This is a genomic window from Klebsiella sp. HN106, from assembly GCF_051209435.1.
In the GTDB taxonomy this organism is placed as follows: domain Bacteria; phylum Pseudomonadota; class Gammaproteobacteria; order Enterobacterales; family Enterobacteriaceae; genus Klebsiella; species Klebsiella oxytoca.
In genome coordinates this window covers 77,577-100,174 of record NZ_JBLURD010000001.1, presented here as the reverse complement: position 1 = coordinate 100,174, position 22,598 = coordinate 77,577, and the positions used below count along the sequence as shown (strand labels likewise).

Sequence of the window (22,598 nt, the reverse complement as noted above, 5' to 3'; positions counted from 1 at the left end):
GATGAACATCACATAAAGTCCGTTATCTGGCCATTGAAGTCGATAATGCGTTAGCGATCGCTGGGTAAATTTAAGTCCAGGGTGGTGAAAGCTGCTGCGGACCAGGAGTGGAGGTTAACGATGTTCAATGCATCAATTCTGAGACTGAACATCCTGGTCAGCTACACTTATTGCTGTTTATCATCCAGAGCAGAAACATCCTACTCTATTAAAGGGATAGGTTTGGTCTTTAGCATTTTCATCAATAACACACATGGCCCTTTAATGATGCAAGTGATACTTGTTCGACACGCGGAAACCGAGTGGAATGTGAGAGAGATTCTACAAGGACAGAGCGATAGCGCATTGACCTCCCGGGGGAAACGCCAGACATCAGCCTTACTTGCGGCGTTTGCAGCGTGTGATTACCGGGTAGAATGTGTCTACGCTTCTCCGCTTGGTCGTGCCTGGCAAATGGGACAGAGCCTGGCTGAAAGCTTTTGTTGCTCACTGATAGCTGAGCCTGCCCTGAAAGAACAAGCATTTGGTCAATTTGAAGGCATGGCAACAGCGCAGCTCCTGAAGCACAGCCCGGATGCTGCAGAAGCGTTATTCAAACTTGATGCCGAGTATTGTCCGCCCGGAGGCGAGTCTCTCTCATATGCCTCTCAGCGTATGATGCATTTTTTATACGCTCTGGGAAAAAAACGCCATCATCAAACGATATGTATTGTGTCGCACGGGCATGTCATTCAGGGCGTTCTTTCGATTCTGAAAAGTGGAACTGTCGATGATTTCCCGAGGTATGCACAACCCAACGCGAGTTACTCAGTTTTCGACCTGATTGATGGACGTTGTGCTGCCCTTAGATGGGGAATTGCAACGCATTTACGGCTACTGGATTAGTTGTTACCTTTCAATCATCCACAGCTATCCTGCCAGCGCCATCATGGTTTAAGCACAAGGTCAGCTGAGTGCCAAAAGCGGACGTTATTGGCGTCGTATTATTAACCGTGAGCAGTTCGTGGTGGGCAAAAAAAGCCCACCACGAAGCAGGCCCGATTGAGTTTAAAATCAAGTTACAAACTTATTAGCGCGTTAACCCTCTTCATTTTTGGGGCCCAGGAAATAAAATCCAAAAGGGAGCGAGCCCACTATTGTGAACATAACACTGTAAATGGCCACCCATGTGCCCTGGATAATAAAGAGTGATACATCCCATGTTTCCATCGGCAGGTTGTACTGGTCTTCCACGCCCTGAAAAGCTGCTTTTGAAACCACGCACACCGCAACGACAAACACCAAAGCTACGGCCATCAGAAACCTTTTCCCTTCCGGAGTTTTGAGTATTTTTAACATTACGCTTTCCTTATTTATTATTAAAAAAATAATCCGGCCCCTTACAAAAAGCGGTCCGGGTATCTGGTGCTGCCCCATGTCGACAGCTGATGCATTTCGCCCAATTGACCCGATCCCATCGAATAGTGTCCCGTGTACATCTTTTTTTACTGCCCTGTCTGATGCCAGGCTTGATCCTGCGGAAGGCCTGGCACAAATAAGCCCGGCTGTCCGTTGTTATTTTACAAGGAGAAAAGATGAAAAAAGCGCTGATTGTTATTGATGTCCAGAACGATTATTTCCCGCAGGGTGCGTTTCCGCTGGAGAATGCCGGCGTCGCCTGCACTAACGTCCTGACCGCCATCGACTATGCCAGACAGCAGAACTGGCTCATCGTGGGCGTTCAGCACGTATCAGCTCCTGACGCGCCATTTTTCCGGCCGGACAGCGAGGGCGTACGCCTTCATCCGCATATCGCGGAGGCCCTGGGCGATGCGCCGGTGATCCGCAAGGGGCAGGCAGACAGCTTCTATGAAACCTGCCTGGAAGCACTCCTGCATGACCAAGGCATTACCGACGTCTACCTGACGGGTATGATGACCCAGCACTGTATCACCCATACTGCATTGTCCCCGCAGGCCAGGGAATTCAGTATGCACATCATTGCCGAAGCCTGCGCGGCTCCCACGGACGCTCTTCACGAGCTGGCCCTGAGCGGCCTGGCCGCGCGCTGCAGCATAGAGTAGCTGCGGCATTGAGTGTTGTGCCTGAATCGCTGGAATGCTCTGTGGGTTCAGGCCAGAGCACCGGACACAGCCCCTTACGCTACGCTGATGTTCCAGGGTTTTCCTGCGGTCCGGCGGCTGAGGAGCAACCATCCGGCACAGGTGAATGAGAGCGCGATCCCCAGACTCAGCAGCGACAGACGCAGGCCGACAAACTCCGCAACCGGTCCGACGAGCAACGGCCCCGCCAGCAGGCCGATGTATCCGATGCGCGTGGTGATGGCCAGCCCCTCGGATGCCGGCATTCCTCCCTGAACGGCCAGCCTGGCCGCCGTTGAGAAAAGCAGCGGAATGATGTTTGAAATACCGAGGCCGGTAAAGAAGAACCCGGCCACCACTTCCGCCGGCGAGCGCAGCGCCAGTACAGCTGCCAGCCCTCCTGCCGCCACTATCCAGCCCACGGCGATAAGAAGCTGATGTGCAATCCGGGCGCGGATCCAGTCACCGCTCAGCCGCCCGCTGACCAGCCCCACGGCAAAGGCCGCGTAACCGTATCCCACCCAGGATGCCGGGGCCTTAACCACTTCACGCATATACACCGCGGCCCAGTCGTAAAAAGCCCCTTCCACAACCAGGGCTGAGAAGGCGAGCAGGCCCAGAAACAGCAGACGTGCACGCACGCCTTTGTGAAACTCGCCCGCGAGCCCTGTAGCGGATGCGTCCTCGCTGCCCGAATATGTGCTTTCAGCCTCCCGGGGGAGCATGAATCGCCACGTGAGAAGGATGACCGCGGCTCCCGCTGCCGCAGGCACGAGAAAGTTAGCCTCTGCAGGTAAAGAGGCCCCCTGCCAGTAGCTCGACAGCAGTGCACCGGAAAGTCCTCCTGCACTGAAGCTGCCGTGCAGCGCGCCAATCATAGGTTTACCGGATAGCCGCTCCAGCGAAGCGACCTGGGTGTTGACGGAAATATCGTGTGCAGCGACGAAAATGCCGAACACAAAAAGCAGCGCAAGCAGCGGCATGAACTGTGGGATCACCAGGATAAACGATGCAGAGCCGCCCATCAGCAGACCACTGACCATGGCGGTATAGCGGCTGCCTTTACGGGTGACGATACGGGAAGCCATGGCCATGGTGGCAATACCCCCGACCGCCACGGCTGCGAGCGCCAGCGACAGCGCGCCTTCGGACAGGTCAAACCGGATCCTGATGACGGCAATATTGACGCCCCAGACGGCATACAGCAGTCCGTTAAGGTAGAGGGCGGCCATCGATGCCCACAGGGCGTGACGGGAATGGGATGGGGTCAGATTTTTTGGCATGTTATCCCTCCGGGCAGGCAGAGCGTGACTTTACGCTCCGCTAACGTTGAACAGGCTGGAACAACCCGGACCGCGACACGCCTGCGCAGCGGACAGCCACGCGGATGGGTATCACTGAAACAGGGTGTTGAAGGAACTACCGGTTCAGCCGGCGAGTCTGCGTCCGGAGTACAGGGCTATTATCGCCGGCAGGGAATTCTTGTGTGACGAGCCCTGATGTCAATATTCGATGTAATCGGGTCAGTTCGTGAAGTACGAAGTCAGGATCCCGACACGCTTTTTTTACCGGCATATTCCCCTGGCTTAACCCGCCTGGCATCCCTTCACTTCACATACGCATGCAGTTGACCCGAAGGCATCGATTAATGACCCGTCGCAAAGGGTGCCATTCGTTGTTTTGTCCTAATCTTTCGGGATCCGAACCGGAAAATGCCCACGCATGGGCTGACTCATCCATGTCTGCTGCGCTGACACTGTCACGTACGTTCCTGGGCGGAACTGATAAATATTCCGGACCCGTCCCGGTTAGCCGGTACGGGATCCTGTCCTGCAATACTCTCTGAGGTAACGGATATGACATCCAGAAGACAATTCATACAGCTGTCGGTGACCGGCGCTGTGGCCGCCGCAGCGGCATCCATTCCCTTCACCTCGGCAGCACAGGCTGCCCTAACAGCCGCCACGTCCGGTACCGCCGGAACCGTATCCGCGGGCTCCGGCAGCGGCCGTATAAAGATCACCCAAGTGCGTAATGCCACGCTCATTGTTAACTATGCCGGCGTTAAGTTCCTGATAGACCCTTACCTGGCAGAAAAAGAAGCCTACCCTGGCTTTGAGGGAACGTTAAACAGTCAACTACGCAACCCGCGCGTGGCGCTAAAAACGCCGATGAACACCATTCTTGACGTCGATGCGGTTATTGTTACCCATACGCACAACGGCAATCCGCAGGGCGATCACTGGGACGAAGCGGCAGTGAAGCTGGTTCCCAAGCATCTGCCTCTCTTTGCCCAGCACGAAGCCGATGCAGCGCGCATCCGGGCACAGGGTTTTACGGACGTGCGGGTGCTGACGCCTGAGTCCTCCTTCAAGGGCGTATCACTCAGCTGGACGCCGGGACGGCACGGAACGGAAGAAGCAACGGCCGTCGCCGGGGAAGGACTGGGCGACGTATGCGGGATTGTCTTCCGCCATACCGGTGAAGAAACGCTGTACCTCACCGGCGACACACGCTGGAACAGCTACGTCAGAAAAACGCTGAAAACCTATAAACCGGACGTGATTGTGATGAACGCCGGTTTTGCAGTCGCAACCAACCTTGATGGCATCATTATGGGCGTTGAGGACGTTAACGAAGTGGCTGAGGCCATGCCTGACGCCACCCTTATTGCGAGCCACCTTGAGGCGGTCAACCACTGCACCGTCACGCGCGCCGATCTGCGTAAATTCTCAAAGCTGATGGGATTCGACAATCGTCTACTTATCCCGGAAGACGGTGAAACGATTTCCGTCTGAGACTGACGGCAGGGCAGGATGACGATCCTGCCGGACACAACGCCAGGCGGCTGCAGCCAGCCGCCTGAATGAGGTTTGTTTATATCACCAGAGGAACGCGTATGGGCGGGATCAGTATCTGGCAGCTGGCAATTATTGCCGTCATTGTGGTGCTGCTTTTTGGCACCAAAAAACTGGGCTCTCTCGGCTCCGATCTCGGGGCATCGATCAGGGGCTTTAAGAAGGTGATGGGTGAAGAGGACAGCGCGCCGGCACAACCTCAGAAGGAGCAGGCACAGTCGATACAGCTGAATACTGAAGCGCTGTCGCATGCCGGACAGGACGCTAAAAACCGCGATACCTTACAGAGCTGATTCACCTGCGACACCTTATTGTACCGGCATGCTTAGTGCGGTTTCCCTCGTAAAAGACCTGTCCCATGTTATACACCCCATGACGCCGGGCCGATTGGCCCGCTTTCATCGCAAGATGACCATGTACCTTCTCACTCCGTCAGGCTGCAACTCTTAACATACCTGCATCGTCGCTGAGAGTTCCTCAGGTAACCGACCATCATCGGCACCGACAGGACGTGCTTCACACTCAGCCTGCATTCAACGGAGTAATCACATGCGTAATATGTACAAACAGGTCCTGATCTTGGCGGGATCGCAGGCCGTATTCCAGACGGTAACCATACTGCTGATGACCATTGGCGGGCTGGCCGGATTATATCTCGCGCCCGATCCCTCATGGGCGACCATACCGGTTGCAATGGGCAGCCTCGGTACCGCTCTGGTCATGTTTCCCGCATCCTTTTTGATGACCCGGGTGGGCCGTCGCGCAGGCTTCCTGATTGGCGCAGCATCGGGCATCGTCTCTGCAGCCGTCGCTTTGGTCGCCATGATGCAGCACTCTTTCTGGTTGCTTTGCCTGGCCATGCTGCTGATGGGCATTTACCAGGCCTTTGCCCAGTTTTACCGCTTTGCCGCCGGTGAGGTCGCCACGGTAGAATTTCGTACCCGTGCCATTTCGCTGGTTATTGCCGGTGGCGTGGTGGCAGCGTTTGCCGGCCCCTGGCTTGGCCGCACGGGCAGCAACCTGCTTTCAACGCCGTATGCCGGTTCTTTTATCCTGATGGGCGTGATGTCAGCGATTGGCGTACTGCTGCTGCTTGGACTGAAGGTGCCGGGAGAGTCCCATACTGCGACTTTCAATACCCCGCCTGCCAGGCGCTGGACGACGGTCATCACCCAGCCGGCCTATCTTGTGGCGCTGTTTTCAGCAGCCTCGGCCTACGGGATCATGGTGCTGGCCATGACCGCTACCCCTATCGCGATGACACACCATGATTACTCGCTGGGAGAAAGCGCCTCGGTTATCCAGCTGCACGTTCTGGGAATGTACCTGCCGTCGTTCTTTACCGGCAGACTGGTGGCCCGCTTTGGCTCCGTGAAAATTATGCTGGCCGGGGTGGCAATGATGATCGTCTACGCCTGCCTGGCCTTGTCGGGAACCAGCTGGGCGCTTTTTGCCGGCGCGCTGATTTTTGTCGGTACCGGCTGGAATTTCCTCTACATCGGCGCAACCAGCCTGCTTTCCACAACCTACAGTGGAAAAGAAAAAGGGGTGGCACAGGCTGTTAACGATATGAGCGTGTTTGTGTTCACCCTGCTGTGCTCGGTTGCGGCAGGATCGTTGCTCAACACCATCGGCTGGCAGAGCATGAATAAACTGCTGCTGCCGTGGGTCATTGTCCTGGCGCTGCCGCTTCTCTGGCTGGGCTGGCAGCGTCGCCGGGCCGCCATCGCCTCAAATTAATGCCTCACCTCACCCCATCGTGCCGATCTGTCCATCGGCACCAGACACACCTGCAGGCCCGTCAGTTCACTGACGGGCCTTTCTCATGACATCCTCAGAAAGGAGACTCTATGAAAAACGCACTGATCGTCATCGATGTTCAGAATGACTATTTCCCCGGCGGCGCCTGGCCGCTCGAAGGTGCCGAAGAGGTCGCGGCGGAAATCGTCGGCACTGTCCGGCAGGCTTATAAGGCTGGATGGTGGTGGGTATACAGCATGTTGCCGCGGCTGATGCGCCCTTCTTGCGCCCGGGCAGCCCTGGCACGGATATCCTGAGCGCTGTTGCCGGTGCGCTGGGTAGCGCGGTGGTGCTGCGAAAAAAAGAAGCGGACAGCTTTTATAATACGGGGCTGGAGGGGTTGCTTCGCGGTGCAGGCGTCACCGATATCTGGCTGACGGGAATGATGACGCAGCACTGCGTGACGCACACGGCGCTCTCTCCACAGGCCAGGGGCATGCGGGTACATGTTCTGGCGAAAGGGTGTGCCGCCCCGACGCGGGAGCTCAGCGCGCTGGCCCTGAGCGGGCTGCAGGCGCGGTGCAGGGTGAAATAAAAAAAGGAGGATGAACAGTCTTCATCCTCCCTTATTCAGGCGCGCGATATCAGGCAAGGGGCTCAGGCCCGCGGAACGCCCTCCGCCATTCGCTGGGGCTGACGTTAAAACGAGCCTTGAAACTCTGGCGGAACGACACCGGAGACTGGAAACCGGCCAGCTCGGAAACGCTCTCGATGCTGGCGCTGGTTGTCTCAAGCAGCTCCTGGCTGCGCTGCAGGCGCTGGGCGTTGATCCACTCGCCGACGGTTACCCCTGTCGCCTTCAGGAAGTGGCGGGTAAACGTCCTGCGACTCATGTTCACGAATCCCGCCAGCGCGTCCAGATCGTGTGGTTTTTCGAGATTACGCCGGATATAGTCGAGCAGCTCGTTGATTTTCTCATCACGCGTGTTGGTCGGTACCGGATGTTCGATAAACTGGGCCTGGCCACCTTCACGGTAGGGAGGGACCACCATTCTGCGCGCAGCGTGGTTAGCTGCGCTGCTGCCGTAGCGTTCCCGCACGATATTCAGACAGCAGTCGATACCCGCAGCGGTGCCGGCCGAAGTGATAAGACGCTCGTCCGTGGTGTACAGGGCATTACTGTCCAGATGCACAAGGGGGAAACGCTTTCTGAAATCATGCTCAAACTCCCAGTGGGTCGCCGCCCGCCGGTTGTCGAGCAGCCCGGCGTAGGCCAGAACGTAGGCCCCCAGACACAACCCCACGACTTCGGCGCCGCGCGCCCACGCATCCCTCAGTTCGGCGAGCAGGCGCTCATCGGGCTTTTCTTCAGGATGAGACCAGTACGGGATGACAATGATGTCAGCTGTGCGTAGCGGCTCAAGGCCATGCGGAACATCAATGGTAAAGCCCATGTCGGAACGGACCTGACCTGGCGCGTCGGCACAGACGCTGACGCTGAACAGTCCGGGCTCGACGGCCTGGGCGAAAATCATGAAGGGAATGGAGAAATGGAAAGGGCTAACACCGGGTGTGGCAACCACGGCGACGGATAATGATGACATGGCGGTCCTCAGCGTCAGTCTGCCGGGACAGAGGGCGGCCCCGGCAGGTTCAGTATTATCAGAAAGTCAGGGTATCACCATCTTCAGGGATAAGAACCTTCTCTTCAATGCCACTCTGCTGCGTGTACTCGCGCAGCTCCTGGCGGGTCAGCAGACAGTGGTTAATGGCTTCCATGTGTGAGGCCACAACCGTTGTCTCAGGCAGGGCCTGAAGCGTGCGCAGCGTGTCACGGGCGCCCATGATAATCGGGCCATAGTCGTCAATGTGCGCGTCGCCGGTATTGAGAACCACCACGTCAGGTTTAAAGCGCTGAAGGGCTTTCAGGTACGGCTTCACCCAGACGGTGTCACCGGCGATATACAGCGTTTTCTCATCATGATGGGTAAACACCAGACCACAGGCATCGCCCAGACCTTCAGCCAGGTGCGGAACCGCGTAGGCTTCGTTGCTGCCGTGCTGGCCTTCGACCTTATGGATAGTCAGACCGTGGGTGAACACGTTGTCATCCTGCAGCACGCGAACGTTGGTGAACCCCTGGGAGCGGATCAGTTCTGCGTCAGCCTCGTGCTGGGCGTAGATCAGCTTGTTTGAAGGAATCTGCTTCTGTGCGGCCTCATCCCAGTGGTCCATATGAGTATGGGTCACGATGACGATATCAGCATTGACCAGCGATTCTGTCGCGATCGGCAAGGCGGTCATCGGGTTACGAATATGCGAACGCGCCGTCCCGGCAAAGCCGTCCCAGGCATCTTTTTCAGCAAGCATCGGATCGATGAGGAAGGTGGTGCCGGCATACTCAATAAAAAGGGTGGCGTTTCGTACTTGTGTCAGTTTCATAATAATCCTGTTCGGTAATGGCTGGCACCGCAGTGCCTTCAAGTCTTCAGTGAGAGCCAGTATAGGGAGGTGTGTCAGCAGAGGTGAGAGGCCTGCGGGACAAGGTGCGATGAAATCAGGTCAGTTATAAAGCGCAACATACAAAATATGACGGGTAACGATGGCGACCAGAGCGCGACGCTATTACGGCAGGAAATAACGGATCCCGATGCGTACGCGGACCTGGTTATCATGGTTTTCATCCCGGTCCAGCCAACCCAGCTCTGCAAAAGGTCTCCAGTGTTTATTCAGCTGGTAGTGCGCGGCAATATTGGGCTCCCAGTGCGTTCTTTTCCCGTTAGGCGACCTGAAGTCACCAGCATTAATAGAAAATTCGGGGTTCAGCTGAAGCCATAATTTATCCGTGGCCTGATAGTTCACGAAGACGTCAAGAAGGTGGGAGTCGTTATACTCCATCTCTCCATTGATGTTTACGTCTTTGTGCGTCATGTGGTTATAGCGATAACGCCCCGCCACAATTAGATCGCCGGAGACACGGTATTCAAGCATGGCATAGGGCGCAATTTTCGTTCCCGTCTGGTCCACGTCACTGAGTAAGCCTGGCGACAACGTCCAGTCAGGGCTGAGGTTGAGGGGATACCAGCCCTCGTACTCCTGGAAGCTGCTTTTAAACTGATCGAAGTTCTTGCCTGCGTCATACAGCCAGGCGGCACGTACTGTGGCGCCATTGTCAAAGGTATGACCGCCACCGATTTTGTACTGGTTTTTCTCTGATCCCGTAATGTGCGCGTAGCGGTTGTCCACCCATGTGGACGACGCGGCGGCGTTAAGTGAAACGACCAGTAAAACGGGAAAAAGGAGGATTTTCGTACTCATAAACTACCCGGACTCGATATTTTAAACGGAGGCCAGTGTAGATATGTAACTTCTTTGGGGTAATAAGTCCGCGGGACAACTTACGATGCAAACAGGACAAATTACGTTCCAGGTGTTTAGGTGTTTTATGTACCCAGCTTCAGAGGTAGGTTAACTTAAACTAAATAGCTTTATGTGCACTTAGGGATACCAATTTCAATGCGCACACACTTAGATTACAGCTAAAAGCAAAGTCTGCTTTTCGCTAATAGCGGACATTCTGCCCTCTTTTCCAGCAGATCTACCTCAGCAGGCGACACCGCTCGGGCAACGTCAACCATCATCTGGCTGAAAATACCGTCTCTCAGGCACGTAAGATTGCCCCCTTCCCCATCCGTCCTGTTGACTTATTATGTAAAAAGATTACTTTTCAGGACATGAAGAAAATACTCATTATTGTCCCGGATGGCGGCATGCTGTTTGAGTCCGCCGGTATTGCCGACATTCTGATGCAGGCTAACCGCCTGCATCCGCAAGGCGCCAGTGAGATCGGTTACCAGGTACGGCTGGCGACGACTCAACCGCATCAGGTGATCCATGGTCAGTCCGGTTTAAATTTGCTGGCCGATCATCGCCTGCATGAGATAGACCCTCGCGAGCCCCTCGATACGATCATCATTACCGGCAGAGGTCAAAACCCGCAGGAAGGGATTGCGGTGGTTGACTGGCTGCGCCTTGCCGCTCCCCATGCCCGCCGTATTGCTTCCATTTGCGGTGGTGCAATGCTGCTGGCGCAAACCGGACTGCTGGACGGCAGACGGGCCACTACCCACTGGAAGCTGCTGGAAACCATGCAGGCGGAATTCCCGCTGGTCCGCGTCGAGGGCGGTCCGCTCTATATTCAGGACGAACATATCTGGACCTCTGGCGGGGTCAGTTCCGGCTTTGATCTTACGCTGGCGCTGGTTGAAGAAGATTACGGCTTCAGCCTGGCGCGCGATATCGCCCAGGACTTCGTCATGTATCTGCGTCGCCCCGGAGGCCAGCTGCAGTTTAGCCGCTACAATCTTCAGCAGACTACCACCCTGGGCCCGATTAACGATCTGCTGGCATGGTTGCTCGAAAACCTCACCGCCGACCTCAGCGTGGATAAGCTGGCGGAAAAAGTCGCCATGAGTCCGCGAAATTTCACCCGCGTGTTTACCCGGGAAACCGGCGCTTCGCCGGCGCGTTACGTCGCGGAAGCTCGTCTGGCCGCTGCCCGGCAGCGTCTGGAGCAGACCAGCGACACGCTGGAGCGTATCGCCGAACAAACGGGATTTGGCAGTAGCATTAATTTGCGACGGCTGTTTGAAAAACAGCTTCATCTCACGCCCGGCGAATATCGCCAGCGGTTTCACAGCCGCAGAATGGCGTAAAGTGATCCTTTTTTGTCATTTACGCCATCAAACGCCCGGCCTACATTGACTCCAGAGCCAATCAATAAGGAGTGGATTATGGTTAAGGTCGGTATTAACGGTTTTGGTCGTATCGGACGCAACGTACTGCGTGCTGCACTGGGCAATCCGGATATTGAGATTGTGGCAATTAACGATCTGACAGACAGTAAGACGCTGGCGCATTTACTGAAATACGACTCGCTGCTCGGTAAACTCGACGCCGACGTCACCGCCAGCGAGGGGCAGCTTGTGGTTGATGGTAAACCCATTACCGTATTCAGCGAACGCGATCCGGCAAATATCCCGTGGCGTCAGCGTGAAGTCGATATCGTGATTGAAGCCACAGGCTTCTTCACCGAGCGCGACAAGGCGGCGGTGCATATCCACAGCGGTGGCGCGAAGCGCGTGATTATCTCCGCCCCCGGTAAAAACGATGATTTAACTATCGTGATGGGCGTTAACGATGGCCTCTACTCCCCGGATAAGCACTACGTGGTCAGTAACGGTAGCTGCACCACCAACGGTCTGGCGCCTGCCGCCCAGGTTCTGCACCAGCATTTTGGGATCAAGCATGGCCTGATGAACACGACCCACGCTTATACCAACAGCCAGGCGCTGCACGACCAGCCGGAAAAAGATCTGCGTGGCGCCCGCGCCGCTGCGCTGTCGATCGTACCGTACTCCAGCGGTGCCGCGAAGGCGCTGGGCAAAGTTATTCCTGCGCTGGAGGGCCGCCTGACGGGATATTCGCTGCGCGTCCCCGTTCCGGTGGTATCCATTGTCGACCTGACCGTCACGCTTGAGCGAGATGTGACAAGCGAAGTGGTGAATAATGCCTTTCGCGAAGCCGCCGCGACGGGGCCACTGAAAAGTATCCTCGGCTATAGCGATGAACCGCTGGTCTCCAGCGACTACCGGGGCGACCCGCGCTCGTCGATTATCGACGGTCTGTCAACGCTGGTGATTGGCGGCAATATGGTCAAAATTCTGGCGTGGTACGACAACGAATGGGGATTCTCTAATCGCCTCGTCGACCTGGCGCTGATGATGGCAAGTCGTGAACGCTAATTCACTGCGGGTGTGATTGATAGTGAACATCATGGAGAGATTCAGGTGACGCGCAGCAGGCTCCGCTGAGCGCCTGATAAAAAGCATAAATGCCCTCAAAGGGCATTTATGCTTTAGCGGTAATGTGCGCAAGGTCAGTATTTTCTTAACAATTATTCCTGCGGGGCCGGAAAATCGTTAGTGCACAAATAACGCGATCAAAATAATGATTGGGATAGGCACGCCCAGAAAGAAAAGCAATATTGAACGCATAGGTTCCTCCTGAATAATGAGTGTTAGAAATTATAAGTCACGCTGACGGCCGCCATAGGTTGCACAGAGGCTGGCAACGAATGCGCCGATTAACAGAGAAATAAATGACCACAGGGTAACGTAGCTCGTGGCTTTTCTGGCAGCATCTGCGGCCTGCTGTGCTTTATCTTTTGCCTCTTTCAAATTGGCCTGCGCTTTATCATAAACAGCCTGAACCCGCTGCTCGGCCTCTTGCTGACTGATGCCGGTATTCTGCGAAACTAACTGCGCTACATAAGTCAGATCTTCCTGTGGAAGCGCGCCAGTATAAATGCTGTTAGCAAAAATACCCGTAACCTCTGCTAATTGCGCTGGAGATTCGGCCTTTGGCGGTACGGGCTGATTCATTGCCATCGCGTCATTACCTGATGAATTAGCCGGAAGTCCGCCGTTATCTGCCGGAGCGGAAGCGGTCGACCGGAACAGCGAGCGGGTAAAATATTCCATCGATGACTTCGACAGCACGGAAGATTCGTCTCCCGCGTTACTCATCGCGGTTGCCGTCGCGCCCCCGGCAACGGAGCCAATCACTTTTGCGCTGCCGCCGATGAGAGAGCTGATAGTGGTGGTCAAAAGCACAGCCGATACCAGCAATGCAACGGCCCAGGTCAGAAAACCATGCGCTGTATCGCGAAAATAGATTTCATTGGTATGAGTATCAACCCATTTGGTACGCAAACGCCCGGCCAGATATCCCCCCATTCCTGACGCCACAATTTGGGTAAACGTCAGCCAGGCAATGGCGACAATACCCACGGTACCTGCTGCCAGACCGTGATTTTCCCACGGAGAAATGGACGTCAGGCCTAAGCCTGCGCCAAGCATAAGCAGCATCAACGCCAGCGAAGCCGCTGCGGCTGCGCCTGCAAATATTGCTCCCCATGATACCGCGCTCGCGCTATTTACCCCGCCGACAGGCAAAGGTCTGGCTGTTTCCTGATTACTAATATTGGTAGATTCGTAGATATGCGTCATTTACGTTGTCCTTTGAAATAACTTTTTAACCCCGAACTCGTTATGCACAAACGTCCAGGGCAGAAGTTTACCTGCCAGACTTATGGCAATATCGAACTAAGTAATTATCGTCAGCAGCTATCATTCACCGCTGCAATTTCGGGCGATAGACAAAAGCCAATCATCTAAATTAATACGAATGAACAGTGTATGAATTTAATCAACAATTTGATTTTAGTAGAGGATTCCATTTTAACCATTTTTCTCGCCAAAAATATTATCAGGCAAGCGTAACCACCTGTAAATAATGAGAATATTAATGCAGATGCATTATTCGTGGAAATATCCTTGATGGGTACATAGTGCCCAACCTCGCTAGAATAATCTTATTTTTGCTACAGTCATTGACTGAATACTGATGTGTATTAGAAGTGGCGTAGATTTAAAGTTTGCAATATCGAATATTTTATACGTCAGCGTTCAAACCGTATAAATTACCTGCCTGCTTCGCTGTTTGCGGGCCAGGGGACGACCGGGGACTATTCGTTTTTCGCTTATTCCCTGCGGCATCTTTGCTCCCATGCTAAACCTTGTCCCCTCCCCTAAACTGATCATCCTGCCCTTCACCGATACATTTTTACGCGATCTGGCATAACTTTGCGGTAAAGCACAGGTACACCGGAAACTCTTTTTTACGCGCCAGGTCAATCGTTGATGACTTCAAAAAAAATACCGTATTTGGTATATTGTTGTTTATTGATTACTCACCTCTGCGGTGCCAAAAAGAACAAGATTCACCGCAACCCAGGACAAGAAAATGTTAGATTACCGCTTCCCGACAGCTTTGCAGATGGTCCTCAGCGTAGCGATGGCGGAGCAATCGGGCGAACGCTCAACGAGTGCGATTCTGGCCTACGGTCTGAAAGCCAATCCGAGCTTTATCCGCAAATTGATGGTTCCGCTCACGCGTGACGGTATCATCGTCTCAACGCTTGGCCGCAACGGCTCTATCCATCTTGGTCGCCCGGCGGAAGAGATTACCCTGCGCGATATCTACGTATCCGTCATCGAAGATAAAAAGCTGTGGGCGTCACGTCCCGACATCCCTGCCCGCTGCGTGGTGAGCGCCAACGCGTGCTGGTACTTCAAATCTGTCGCCGATGAAGCAGAGCAGGCTTCGTTAGAGGTTTTAGCTCGCCATACCGTGGCCAGTGCGCTGGAAGAAGTCAAAAAAGCCGACACCAGCGGCTGCGATCCGGTTCCTGAAATCTGTACCCAGCACAACAAATCGCACTAATCCGTTGCTTATGGCAAAAAACCGCCTTCACAGGGAAAGCGGTTTTTCTTCACTGCGGCAGCCTGTCCTACGCAGGCATCACGTCCTTCACCGCTTTACCGCGCGTCACGAATAGACGCAGCGTCACGTAAAACACCGGCGTCAGAAACAGACCAAACAGCGTAACCCCCAGCATACCGGAAAACACCGTGATCCCGGTGACGCCGCGCACTTCCGCGCCTGCGCCGTGGCCGAGTATCAGCGGAATCGTCCCGGCAATAAAGGCGATGGAGGTCATCACGATCGGGCGCAAACGCAGGCGACATGCTTCCAGCGCCGCTTCCATAATCCCTTTTCCCTGGAGCTCCAGCTCGCGGGCAAACTCGACGATCAGAATCGCATTTTTGCAGGCCAGCCCCATCAGCACCACCAGCCCCACCTGCACGAATACGTTATTATCGCCGCCGGTCAGCCAGACGCCAAACAGCGCAGAGAGTAAGGTCATCGGTACGATAAGGATCACCGCCAGCGGTAGCGTCCAGCTTTCATACAGCGCCGCCAGCACGAGGAAAGCCAGCAGCACCGCCACAGGGAAGACGATCAACGCCGTATTGCCTTGAGTCGCCTGCTGGAAGCTCAGATCCGTCCATTCGATATTCATGCCGTTCGGCAGTATCTGCTGCGACATCGCCTCCAGCTGCGCCATCGCCTGCGAGGATGAGAGTACGCGCGGATCGGCATCGCCAATCAGATCCGCCGCCGGATAGCCATTGTAGCGAATCACCGGGTCCGGCCCATAGGTGGTACGGATATTCACCATACTGCCGATCGGTACCATTTCGCCCTGATTATTCCGGGTACGCAAATTGGCAATATCTTCCACGCTTTCGCGGAACGGCCCGTCGGCTTGCGCCATCACCCGCCAGGTCCGCCCGAACTGGTTAAAATCATTGACGTAAGACGATCCCAGATAGGTTTGTAGCGTACCGAACAGATCGGTCAGCGACACGCCCTGGGCTTTGGCCTTATCGCGATCGACCTGCACATCCAGCTGCGGAACGTTAGCCTGGTAGGTTGAGATGGGGAAATGCATCCCCGGCGTCTGCATAATGGTACCGGACATCGCGTTCACCGCGTTTTGCAGCGCGCCATAGCCAAGACCGGCGCGGTCCTGAATATAGAGCGAATAGCCGGACCCCTGGCCCAGTCCTAAAATCGGCGGCGGTAAAATAGAGAAGCCAAAGCCCTGCTGGATTTGCGCAATTTTTGCGTTGATCTCAGCGTTAATTTCCGCCGCCGTATGTTGACGCTGGTCGAACGGCTTCAGGCCAAAAAAGACCGTCCCGGTATTCGGCGTATTAGTGAACTGCAGCGCGTTAAGACCGGGAAACGCCACCGCATAATCCACGCCTTCGGTATTCATTCCGATTTCGCTCATTTTGCGGATCACCGCATCGGTGCGCGCCAGCGAAGAGCCTTCCGGCATTTTCACGCCGCCAATCAAATAGAGCTTATCCTGGGTGGGAATAAACCCGCCAGGGACGGCTTTAAACATGACGCCGGCGGCGCAAAGCAACAGCAGATAGACCACAAAAACCGCCCCGCGGCGCCCGAGCGTTTTCCCCACCAGCCCTTGATAGCCGTTCGAACTGCGGTGGAAAAAGCGGTTAAATGGACGGAAAATCCAGCCGAACAGACGATCGATAAGCCGGGTCGGGATGTCTTTCGGCGCACCGTGCGGCTTAAGCAGCAGAGCGGCCAGCGCCGGAGAGAGGGTCAGCGAGTTGATGGCGGAGATCACCGTGGAAATCGCAATCGTCACCGCAAACTGTTTGTAGAACTGACCGGTGACCCCGGAGAGGAACGCCATCGGCACGAACACCGCGCACAGCACCAGCGCAATAGCGATAATCGGCCCGGAAACTTCACGCATCGCCTGATGCGCTGCGGCAAGCGGAGCCAATCCTTCTTCGATATTTCGCTCAACGTTTTCCACCACCACGATGGCGTCATCCACCACGATCCCAATAGCCAGCACCAGGCCGAACAAACTGAGGGTATTTAGCGAAAAGCCTAACAGGTAGAGGATGCTGAACGTCCCCACTACCGAGACCGGCACCGCGATCAGCGGAATAATCGACGCGCGCCAGGTTTGCAGGAACAGGATCACCACCAGCACGACCAGCACCACCGCTTCCAGCAGCGTTTGCACGACCGCGCGAATGGAATCGCGAACGAAAACCGTCGGATCGTAAGGAGCCGCCCATTGCATATCCTGCGGAAAACGCTTCGCCAGCTCGTCCATTTTAGCGCGCACCGCGTTGGACAGATCGATAGCGTTGGCCCCCGGAGACTGGAAGATACCAATCCCAACCGCGTCTTTATTATTCAGCTGGGAGCGCAGCGCATAGCTACCGGAACCCATTTCAATACGCGCCACATCGCGCAGGCGGACCAGCGAGCCGTCCTGCGCCGTTTTCAGGATAATATTGCCAAACTCTTCTTCGGTATGCAGGCGCCCTTGGGCGTTAATGGAGATCAAGAAGTCGCTCTCTTGCGGCAGCGGCTCGGCGCCCAATTGCCCGGCGGAAACCTGGACGTTTTGCTCCTGCATCGCCGTCACCACATCCGAGGCGGTCAACCCGCGCGCCGCTACCTTGTCGGGATCGAGCCAGACGCGCATCGCGTATTCGCCCGAGCCAAAAATCTGAATCTGCCCGACGCCGGGCAGTCGCGCCAGCTCATCCTTCACTTTTAGCGTGGCATAGTTGCGCATATACAGGGAATCGTATTTACCGCCGGGCGAAAACAGATGCACCACCAGCGTCAGAGTCGGCGACTGTTTCTGCGTGGTGATGCCTAAACGCCGCACATCTTCCGGCAGACGAGCCTCGGCCTGCGAGACCCGGTTTTGCACCTGAACCTGCGCCTGATCGGGATCGGTACCCGGGCGGAAGGTAACGGTAGTCACCAGTACGCCGTCAGAGCCGGCGACGGATTTCATGTACATCATGTTTTCAACGCCGTTGATCGCCTCTTCCAGCGGCGTCGCCACGGTCTCAGCAATCACTTTCGGGTTGGCGCCGGGATACTCCGCACGCACCTGCACGCTGGGCGGTACGACGTCAGGATATTCGCTGATCGGCAGCAGCGGAATGGCGATTAATCCGGTGATAAAAATCAGAATCGACAGTACCGCGGCGAAGATCGGCCTGTCGATAAAAAAGCGGGAAAAGTCCATGGGTCGGATTCTCAGATAGGGGATCAGTTAAGGGCGGCGCGGGTGGTCATGGCGACGGTTTTCGCGTTAACCGGCATCCCCGGCATAAACACTTTTTGTAACCCATCGACGATGACTCTATCGCCCGGATTCAGGCCTTTCTGCACGATGCGTAAGCCGGCGGCCAGGCGTCCCGGCGTGATGTCGCGACGCTGCGCTTTCCCATCTTTATCAACCACATAAACATATTTGCGATCCTGATCGGTCAGCACCGCTTTATCGTCGATTAGCGTGGCGTTAAATTCGGCGCTGCCCGGCAGGCGGACGCGGGCAAACAGTCCAGGCGTGAACTGACGCTGGGCATTATCCAGCAGCGCACGCATACGGATCGTGCCGGTGCTCGGCGTTAACTGATTATCCAGAAAATCCACTCTGCCCTGATGGGGATATCCCTCTTCGCCAACCAGGCCAATTTCTACCGGTAGCGCCAGATGATTACTGGACGCGCCCTGCCCGCTGCGGGCGAGATGTTGATAGTGAAGGTAAGTGGACTCATCCACGTCAAAGTAGACGTAAACCGTCTTCTGCGATACCAGCGTGGTAAGTACGCTGGCACTGTCGCCGGCGGTGACCAGGTTCCCGCTGGTGATCAACGCGCGGCTGGCGCGGCCATCGATAGGCGCGGTCACTTTAGTAAAGTCCAGATTAAGCTGCGCGGCGTCAACCGCCGCCTGCGCCGCGCGAATATCAGCCTGCGCCTGGGTGGCCGCCGCACGGCGCTGCTCCCACTCTTCGCGGGAGACCAGGTTGGTATTGATTAATTTATCGGTGCGGCTAGCCTCGCTTCGCGCCAGGCTAGCCTGCGTTTTGGCTCTCGCCAGCGTCGCCTGCGCTTGCTCCAGCGCGGCGCGATAGGTACGGTCATCAATGGTGAACAGCACCTCCCCCTTTTTCACTTCCTGGCCATCGACGTAGTTCACTTTATCAATGTAGCCGGAAACGCGGGGGCGAAGCTGGACGCTTTCCACCGCTTCAATCCGCCCATTAAAGCTGTCCCACTGGCTAATGGATTTCACAACCACGTCAGCGGCGCTCACCACAGGCGCTTGCGGCGCGGCGTTTTGCGCGGCCCCCTCATCACACCCGCCAAGGAGCGTGGAGAGGAGTATCGCGCCCAGCGCAGTCAGATGAACGTTACCCCAGTTTTTTTGCAGGCTCATTATTTTTATTCCGATATGGGTAGCCGCCGGGCAAGACGCAGCGGGAGACGCCGCGCCACTTCCTTTGCCCGGACAGGCTTTAGGCTATTTGTGTCGATCATCGCCACAAAAATGTAACAGTTGCGAATACACTATTCGCGGCGATTGTAGGAAGGCGCTTAATTTAGTGCAAGAATAATTGTTGCACTTTATGTGCTATTCCCGACTTTGAGAAATGGCGCAATACTGCCAGGGCTTTAAATGCAACAATAAAACTTGCAATTAGTCTAAAAGCGATCCATTTTTAAATGCAACAAACACAAATACTTTTTCTAAGCTGCGCGGGGGGAACCAGATGAACACTGGCGCATTCATTCACGATTTACTCGACTGGATCGACAACAATCTTGATAGCCGCCTGGATATTGAGACCGTCGCCAGGCGCGCCGGTTATTCGAAATGGCACCTGCAGCGGATATTCAAAGAGCATACCGGTTATCCTCTCGGCGAGTATATTCGCGCGCAAAAGCTGCAAAAATCGGTCGAGCGCTTAGCCCACAGCGATGAACCGATTTTGAACGTGGCGATCGCCCTCGGCTTTGACTCCCAGCAGTCCTTCAACCGCAGCTTCAAGCGTCAGTTCGGCCAGGCGCCCGGCGCATGGCGACGCAGCATCGGCAGCGCGGAGACGCAGCGATGATGCCTATGAAGAAACGGGCGGCTGGGGCTGCCGGATGTCAATCCCGGCTTTATCTCGGTGCGGCCTGCAAAGCGAGGGCCTGTGCGTATTCACTTAGCAAAGGTACCGGAAGGGATTGAACTAGCGGCGGGGTTTACTGCCAGCGTTGCCATGATACCTTAGAAAATTTTAAATTCGTTAAAGCACCATTTTCATATCAAAACAGAGTAGGTCTGTCCCCGTGACAGAGGATGTATACGCTTTTTCGCCGATTAAAACAAAACCCCGGCTGGCATAAAAAAAACGAGCATTTGGCGTAGATGATAACTCCAGACATTTCATTCCTGACTTCCTCGCCTCATCCAGAAGTGCAGAGAGGAATCTGGTCCCGATGCCTTTCCCCTGGAGCTCGGGGAGAACGTAGAAGGCTTTCAGAGTGTTGGTGGCCACGTCAAGGAGTGCGGTAGCGATGATCTTTCCTTCATCATCTTGCCCGATGAAAAAAAATTCTTTGGTCATTAATTCGCGAAATCCATCCGGCATCAAATCTGACGTCCAGGCGCTGATAACCTCATCACTATAACTGCCCTTACATCCAAACCGAATGGCTTGATTCCTTAGCGCCCAGCACTCCTCTGCGTTTCCAGTGTTTGCAACTTTGATATTCATAAGACCTGAACCCTGCAAATTTTATTATCACAATATATTTACATTATGTGTTAGACAAACGCTTTGCAATCACTGAATACCTGCTGCATTAGCCACCCTAACGCTCTGAGTGACATCAACAGGTAACGAACTAAAAAAGGTATTGTGCAGCGAGGTTTTTCACAGGCATAGCAGCAGAATTCACAAACTGCACGCCTGTAACCCCGGTAGGGCGCCAGCCGCCACCGGGGGAAGACAGGCCGCTAGTAGCGCACGCAGACCGACTTCGTTTCGCACCAGTCGTCCAGCCAGTCGGGACCGAAATCACGGCCGGTGCCGGACTGCTTCATGCCGCCGAACGGCAGGTTAGCGTCGATCAGCGTATGGCTGTTAACCCACACCGTTCCCGCCTGCAGGCGATCGGTATAGCTCAGCGCCTGGCTCAGGTCGCGGGTCCAGACGCTGGCGGTCAGGCCAAAATCGCTGTCGTTGGCCAGGCGCAGCGCCTCTTCGCCGTCGGCCACGCGCACCAGGTTTACCACCGGGCCGAAAACCTCTTCCCGGCTGAGGCGCAGCCCGGCGTCGGGATTAATCACCAGCGTGGGGGGAATATAGTATCCCTGCGCATCTGGCCCTATATTACCGCTAATCAGTTCTGCCTTCTGCTGACGGGCTTCATCAAGATAGGCCGCCACTTTGGCGCAATGCGCCTGAGACACTACCGGGTTAATCTGGCTGCTCTCCAGCATGCCTGGCCCCACCTGTAGCGTCTTCACTGCCTGCTCGAAGCCACTCACCAGCGTATCGAACAGCGGCGCTTCGATATAAATGCGCGAACTGGCGGCACATACCTGCCCCTGATTGAGAAAGCTACCGGTCATGAGTCCCTCAATAACCCATTGCGGATCGGCATCTTTCAGCACGATAGCCGGGTTCTTACCGCCCAGCTCCAGCGTGACCCGGGTCAGACGGTCGGCGGCGACGCGGGCGATTTGTTTGCCTGTCGCCGTTGATCCAGTAAAGCTGACTTTAGCGACGTGTGGGTGAGAGGTCAGCGCCGCACCGCACCCGGTCCCGCTACCGGTCACCACGTTAAAGACGCCGTCCGGCACGCCGGCTTCAGTTGCCAGCTCCGCTACCCGCAGCAGGGTCAGTGGCGTGGTTTCCGACGGCTTAATGACGATAGAACAGCCTGCAGCCAGCGCGGGCATCACTTTCCACATGCCGATCATCAGCGGGAAGTTCCACGGTACGATCCCGGCGACAACCCCCACCGGTTCTTTTTTGGTCCACGCCTGATAGCGCGCACCCGGCGGGAAGGGAATCGACACGTCCAGGGTCCGTCCGCTGATTTTAGTGGTCAGCCCGGCGGTATAGCGCATCCAGTTCAGGGTACAGCCCACTTCGAAGGCCCGGGAAATATTAATCGATTTCCCCTGTTCAAGCGTCTCCAGCTGCGCCAGCTCTTCGCCATGCTGCTCAACCAGATCGGCGAAGCGCAGCAGAATACGTTCGCGATCGGCGGGCGTTCGCCCTGCCCAGCTGCGGGATACGAAGGCGCGCCAGGCAGACATGACTGCCCGATCGACATCGGCGGCACTGGCGTCCGCGGTGCTGGCGATAGCCTGGCCGGTTGCCGGGTTCCAGACGGTTAAGCGCTTTTCACTCTCTGCCGCCTGCTGTGCGCCGTCGAGATATAAACCATGCTGCCTGTCTAAAAACTGCTGTACGCTGGCGAGTAGCGCGACCTCTGATGTGGACATACCCCTTCCTTATTGTTCGCGGATAGTGGTTTCAGTCTATGCCGGGGGCGCGATTCACGCTTTTTTCTCTGTGACATTCGCTTTT

21 protein-coding genes are annotated in these 22,598 nt (G+C 55.6%); 11 read left to right on the top strand and 10 right to left on the bottom strand.

Translation table 11 applies throughout. From position 1 onward, the window contains the following. Window positions 1–264 precede the first annotated feature (264 nt). Window positions 265–885: a histidine phosphatase family protein gene (locus ACSIPU_RS00485; RefSeq protein WP_032705210.1), complete on the top strand. Its 621-nt coding sequence runs from the start codon at window positions 265–267 to the stop codon at window positions 883–885. Between the two features lie 192 nt (window positions 886–1,077). On the opposite strand, the gene ACSIPU_RS00480 is transcribed toward ACSIPU_RS00485, so the two are convergent. Then, window positions 1,078–1,338, bottom strand: coding sequence for a DUF2534 family protein (locus ACSIPU_RS00480; protein WP_047719890.1), 261 nt, complete (start codon window positions 1,336–1,338; stop codon window positions 1,078–1,080). Between the two features lie 236 nt (window positions 1,339–1,574). Here ACSIPU_RS00480 and ACSIPU_RS00475 point away from each other — a divergent pair, with 236 nt between their 5' ends. Continuing rightward, a complete protein-coding gene (locus ACSIPU_RS00475; protein WP_047719891.1) occupies window positions 1,575–2,063 on the top strand; it encodes a cysteine hydrolase family protein in 489 nt (162 codons plus the stop codon). Window positions 2,064–2,137: 74 nt separating this feature from the next. On the opposite strand, the gene ACSIPU_RS00470 is transcribed toward ACSIPU_RS00475, so the two are convergent. Continuing rightward, window positions 2,138–3,364, bottom strand: a complete 1,227-nt coding sequence (locus ACSIPU_RS00470) for an MFS transporter (protein WP_047719892.1) — start codon at window positions 3,362–3,364, stop codon at window positions 2,138–2,140. 573 nt (window positions 3,365–3,937) lie between these two features. Here ACSIPU_RS00470 and ACSIPU_RS00465 point away from each other — a divergent pair. The 5 genes from ACSIPU_RS00465 to ACSIPU_RS00445 all read left to right on the top strand — a co-directional run bounded on the left by ACSIPU_RS00465 (window position 3,938) and on the right by ACSIPU_RS00445 (window position 7,274). Continuing rightward, on the top strand, window positions 3,938–4,879 hold the full coding sequence (locus ACSIPU_RS00465) for an MBL fold metallo-hydrolase (protein ID WP_139153321.1): 942 nt from the start codon (window positions 3,938–3,940) through the stop codon (window positions 4,877–4,879). 101 nt (window positions 4,880–4,980) lie between these two features. Further along, window positions 4,981–5,232 (top strand): twin-arginine translocase TatA/TatE family subunit, encoded by a 252-nt coding sequence (tatA, locus tag ACSIPU_RS00460; RefSeq protein ID WP_142477763.1) that lies wholly within the window; start codon window positions 4,981–4,983, stop codon window positions 5,230–5,232. 256 nt (window positions 5,233–5,488) lie between these two features. Beyond that, window positions 5,489–6,679 (top strand): MFS transporter, encoded by a 1,191-nt coding sequence (locus tag ACSIPU_RS00455; RefSeq protein ID WP_047719894.1) that lies wholly within the window; start codon window positions 5,489–5,491, stop codon window positions 6,677–6,679. Window positions 6,680–6,789: 110 nt separating this feature from the next. Beyond that, window positions 6,790–6,996: a cysteine hydrolase family protein gene (locus tag ACSIPU_RS00450; protein ID WP_435321474.1), complete on the top strand. Its 207-nt coding sequence runs from the start codon at window positions 6,790–6,792 to the stop codon at window positions 6,994–6,996. Beyond that, the gene (locus ACSIPU_RS00445; RefSeq protein ID WP_196557278.1) at window positions 6,963–7,274 is read left to right on the top strand and encodes an isochorismatase family protein; all 312 of its coding nucleotides are present in this window, start codon (window positions 6,963–6,965) and stop codon (window positions 7,272–7,274) included. Before ACSIPU_RS00450 ends, ACSIPU_RS00445 begins: the two co-directional genes overlap by 34 nt. Window positions 7,275–7,323: 49 nt before the next feature. Here ACSIPU_RS00445 and ACSIPU_RS00440 read toward each other — a convergent pair whose 3' ends face one another. The 3 genes from ACSIPU_RS00440 to ACSIPU_RS00430 all read right to left on the bottom strand — a co-directional run bounded on the left by ACSIPU_RS00440 (window position 7,324) and on the right by ACSIPU_RS00430 (window position 9,997). Next, a complete protein-coding gene (locus tag ACSIPU_RS00440) occupies window positions 7,324–8,283 on the bottom strand; it encodes a GlxA family transcriptional regulator (RefSeq protein WP_047719895.1) in 960 nt (319 codons plus the stop codon). Window positions 8,284–8,341: 58 nt separating this feature from the next. Further along, window positions 8,342–9,121, bottom strand: coding sequence for an MBL fold metallo-hydrolase (locus ACSIPU_RS00435; RefSeq protein WP_047719896.1), 780 nt, complete (start codon window positions 9,119–9,121; stop codon window positions 8,342–8,344). A 183-nt stretch (window positions 9,122–9,304) separates the two neighbouring features. Then, window positions 9,305–9,997 (bottom strand): oligogalacturonate-specific porin KdgM family protein, encoded by a 693-nt coding sequence (locus ACSIPU_RS00430; RefSeq protein ID WP_196558097.1) that lies wholly within the window; start codon window positions 9,995–9,997, stop codon window positions 9,305–9,307. Window positions 9,998–10,413: 416 nt separating this feature from the next. Here ACSIPU_RS00430 and ACSIPU_RS00425 point away from each other — a divergent pair, with 416 nt between their 5' ends. Continuing rightward, window positions 10,414–11,394 carry a GlxA family transcriptional regulator gene (locus tag ACSIPU_RS00425; RefSeq protein ID WP_195605712.1) on the top strand — a complete coding sequence of 327 codons (981 nt, stop codon included), beginning with the start codon at window positions 10,414–10,416 and terminating at the stop codon, window positions 11,392–11,394. Window positions 11,395–11,472: 78 nt separating this feature from the next. Then, on the top strand, window positions 11,473–12,483 hold the full coding sequence (gene gap / locus ACSIPU_RS00420; RefSeq protein ID WP_196558096.1) for a type I glyceraldehyde-3-phosphate dehydrogenase: 1,011 nt from the start codon (window positions 11,473–11,475) through the stop codon (window positions 12,481–12,483). Between the two features lie 282 nt (window positions 12,484–12,765). On the opposite strand, the gene ACSIPU_RS00415 is transcribed toward gap, so the two are convergent. Further along, a complete protein-coding gene (locus ACSIPU_RS00415) occupies window positions 12,766–13,749 on the bottom strand; it encodes a hypothetical protein (protein ID WP_196558095.1) in 984 nt (327 codons plus the stop codon). Window positions 13,750–14,545: 796 nt separating this feature from the next. Here ACSIPU_RS00415 and ACSIPU_RS00410 point away from each other — a divergent pair. Continuing rightward, complete coding sequence (locus ACSIPU_RS00410; protein WP_004101646.1) at window positions 14,546–15,025, top strand: RrF2 family transcriptional regulator; 480 nt, start codon at window positions 14,546–14,548, stop codon at window positions 15,023–15,025. Between the two features lie 67 nt (window positions 15,026–15,092). On the opposite strand, the gene oqxB is transcribed toward ACSIPU_RS00410, so the two are convergent. Then, on the bottom strand, window positions 15,093–18,245 hold the full coding sequence (oqxB, locus tag ACSIPU_RS00405) for a multidrug efflux RND transporter permease subunit OqxB (RefSeq protein WP_196558094.1): 3,153 nt from the start codon (window positions 18,243–18,245) through the stop codon (window positions 15,093–15,095). Between the two features lie 23 nt (window positions 18,246–18,268). Then, complete coding sequence (locus ACSIPU_RS00400) at window positions 18,269–19,444, bottom strand: efflux RND transporter periplasmic adaptor subunit (protein ID WP_435321470.1); 1,176 nt, start codon at window positions 19,442–19,444, stop codon at window positions 18,269–18,271. Between the two features lie 334 nt (window positions 19,445–19,778). Between ACSIPU_RS00400 and ACSIPU_RS00395 the strand changes: the two genes are divergently transcribed. Next, window positions 19,779–20,123, top strand: coding sequence for a helix-turn-helix domain-containing protein (locus tag ACSIPU_RS00395; RefSeq protein WP_004112641.1), 345 nt, complete (start codon window positions 19,779–19,781; stop codon window positions 20,121–20,123). A 177-nt stretch (window positions 20,124–20,300) separates the two neighbouring features. Here ACSIPU_RS00395 and ACSIPU_RS00390 read toward each other — a convergent pair whose 3' ends face one another. Together ACSIPU_RS00390 and ACSIPU_RS00385 are read right to left on the bottom strand one after the other, a co-directional pair. Then, window positions 20,301–20,771, bottom strand: coding sequence for a GNAT family N-acetyltransferase (locus ACSIPU_RS00390; protein ID WP_163525758.1), 471 nt, complete (start codon window positions 20,769–20,771; stop codon window positions 20,301–20,303). 242 nt (window positions 20,772–21,013) lie between these two features. Next, window positions 21,014–22,513 carry an aldehyde dehydrogenase family protein gene (locus ACSIPU_RS00385; RefSeq protein WP_133497592.1) on the bottom strand — a complete coding sequence of 500 codons (1,500 nt, stop codon included), beginning with the start codon at window positions 22,511–22,513 and terminating at the stop codon, window positions 21,014–21,016. Window positions 22,514–22,598: the final 85 nt, after the last annotated feature.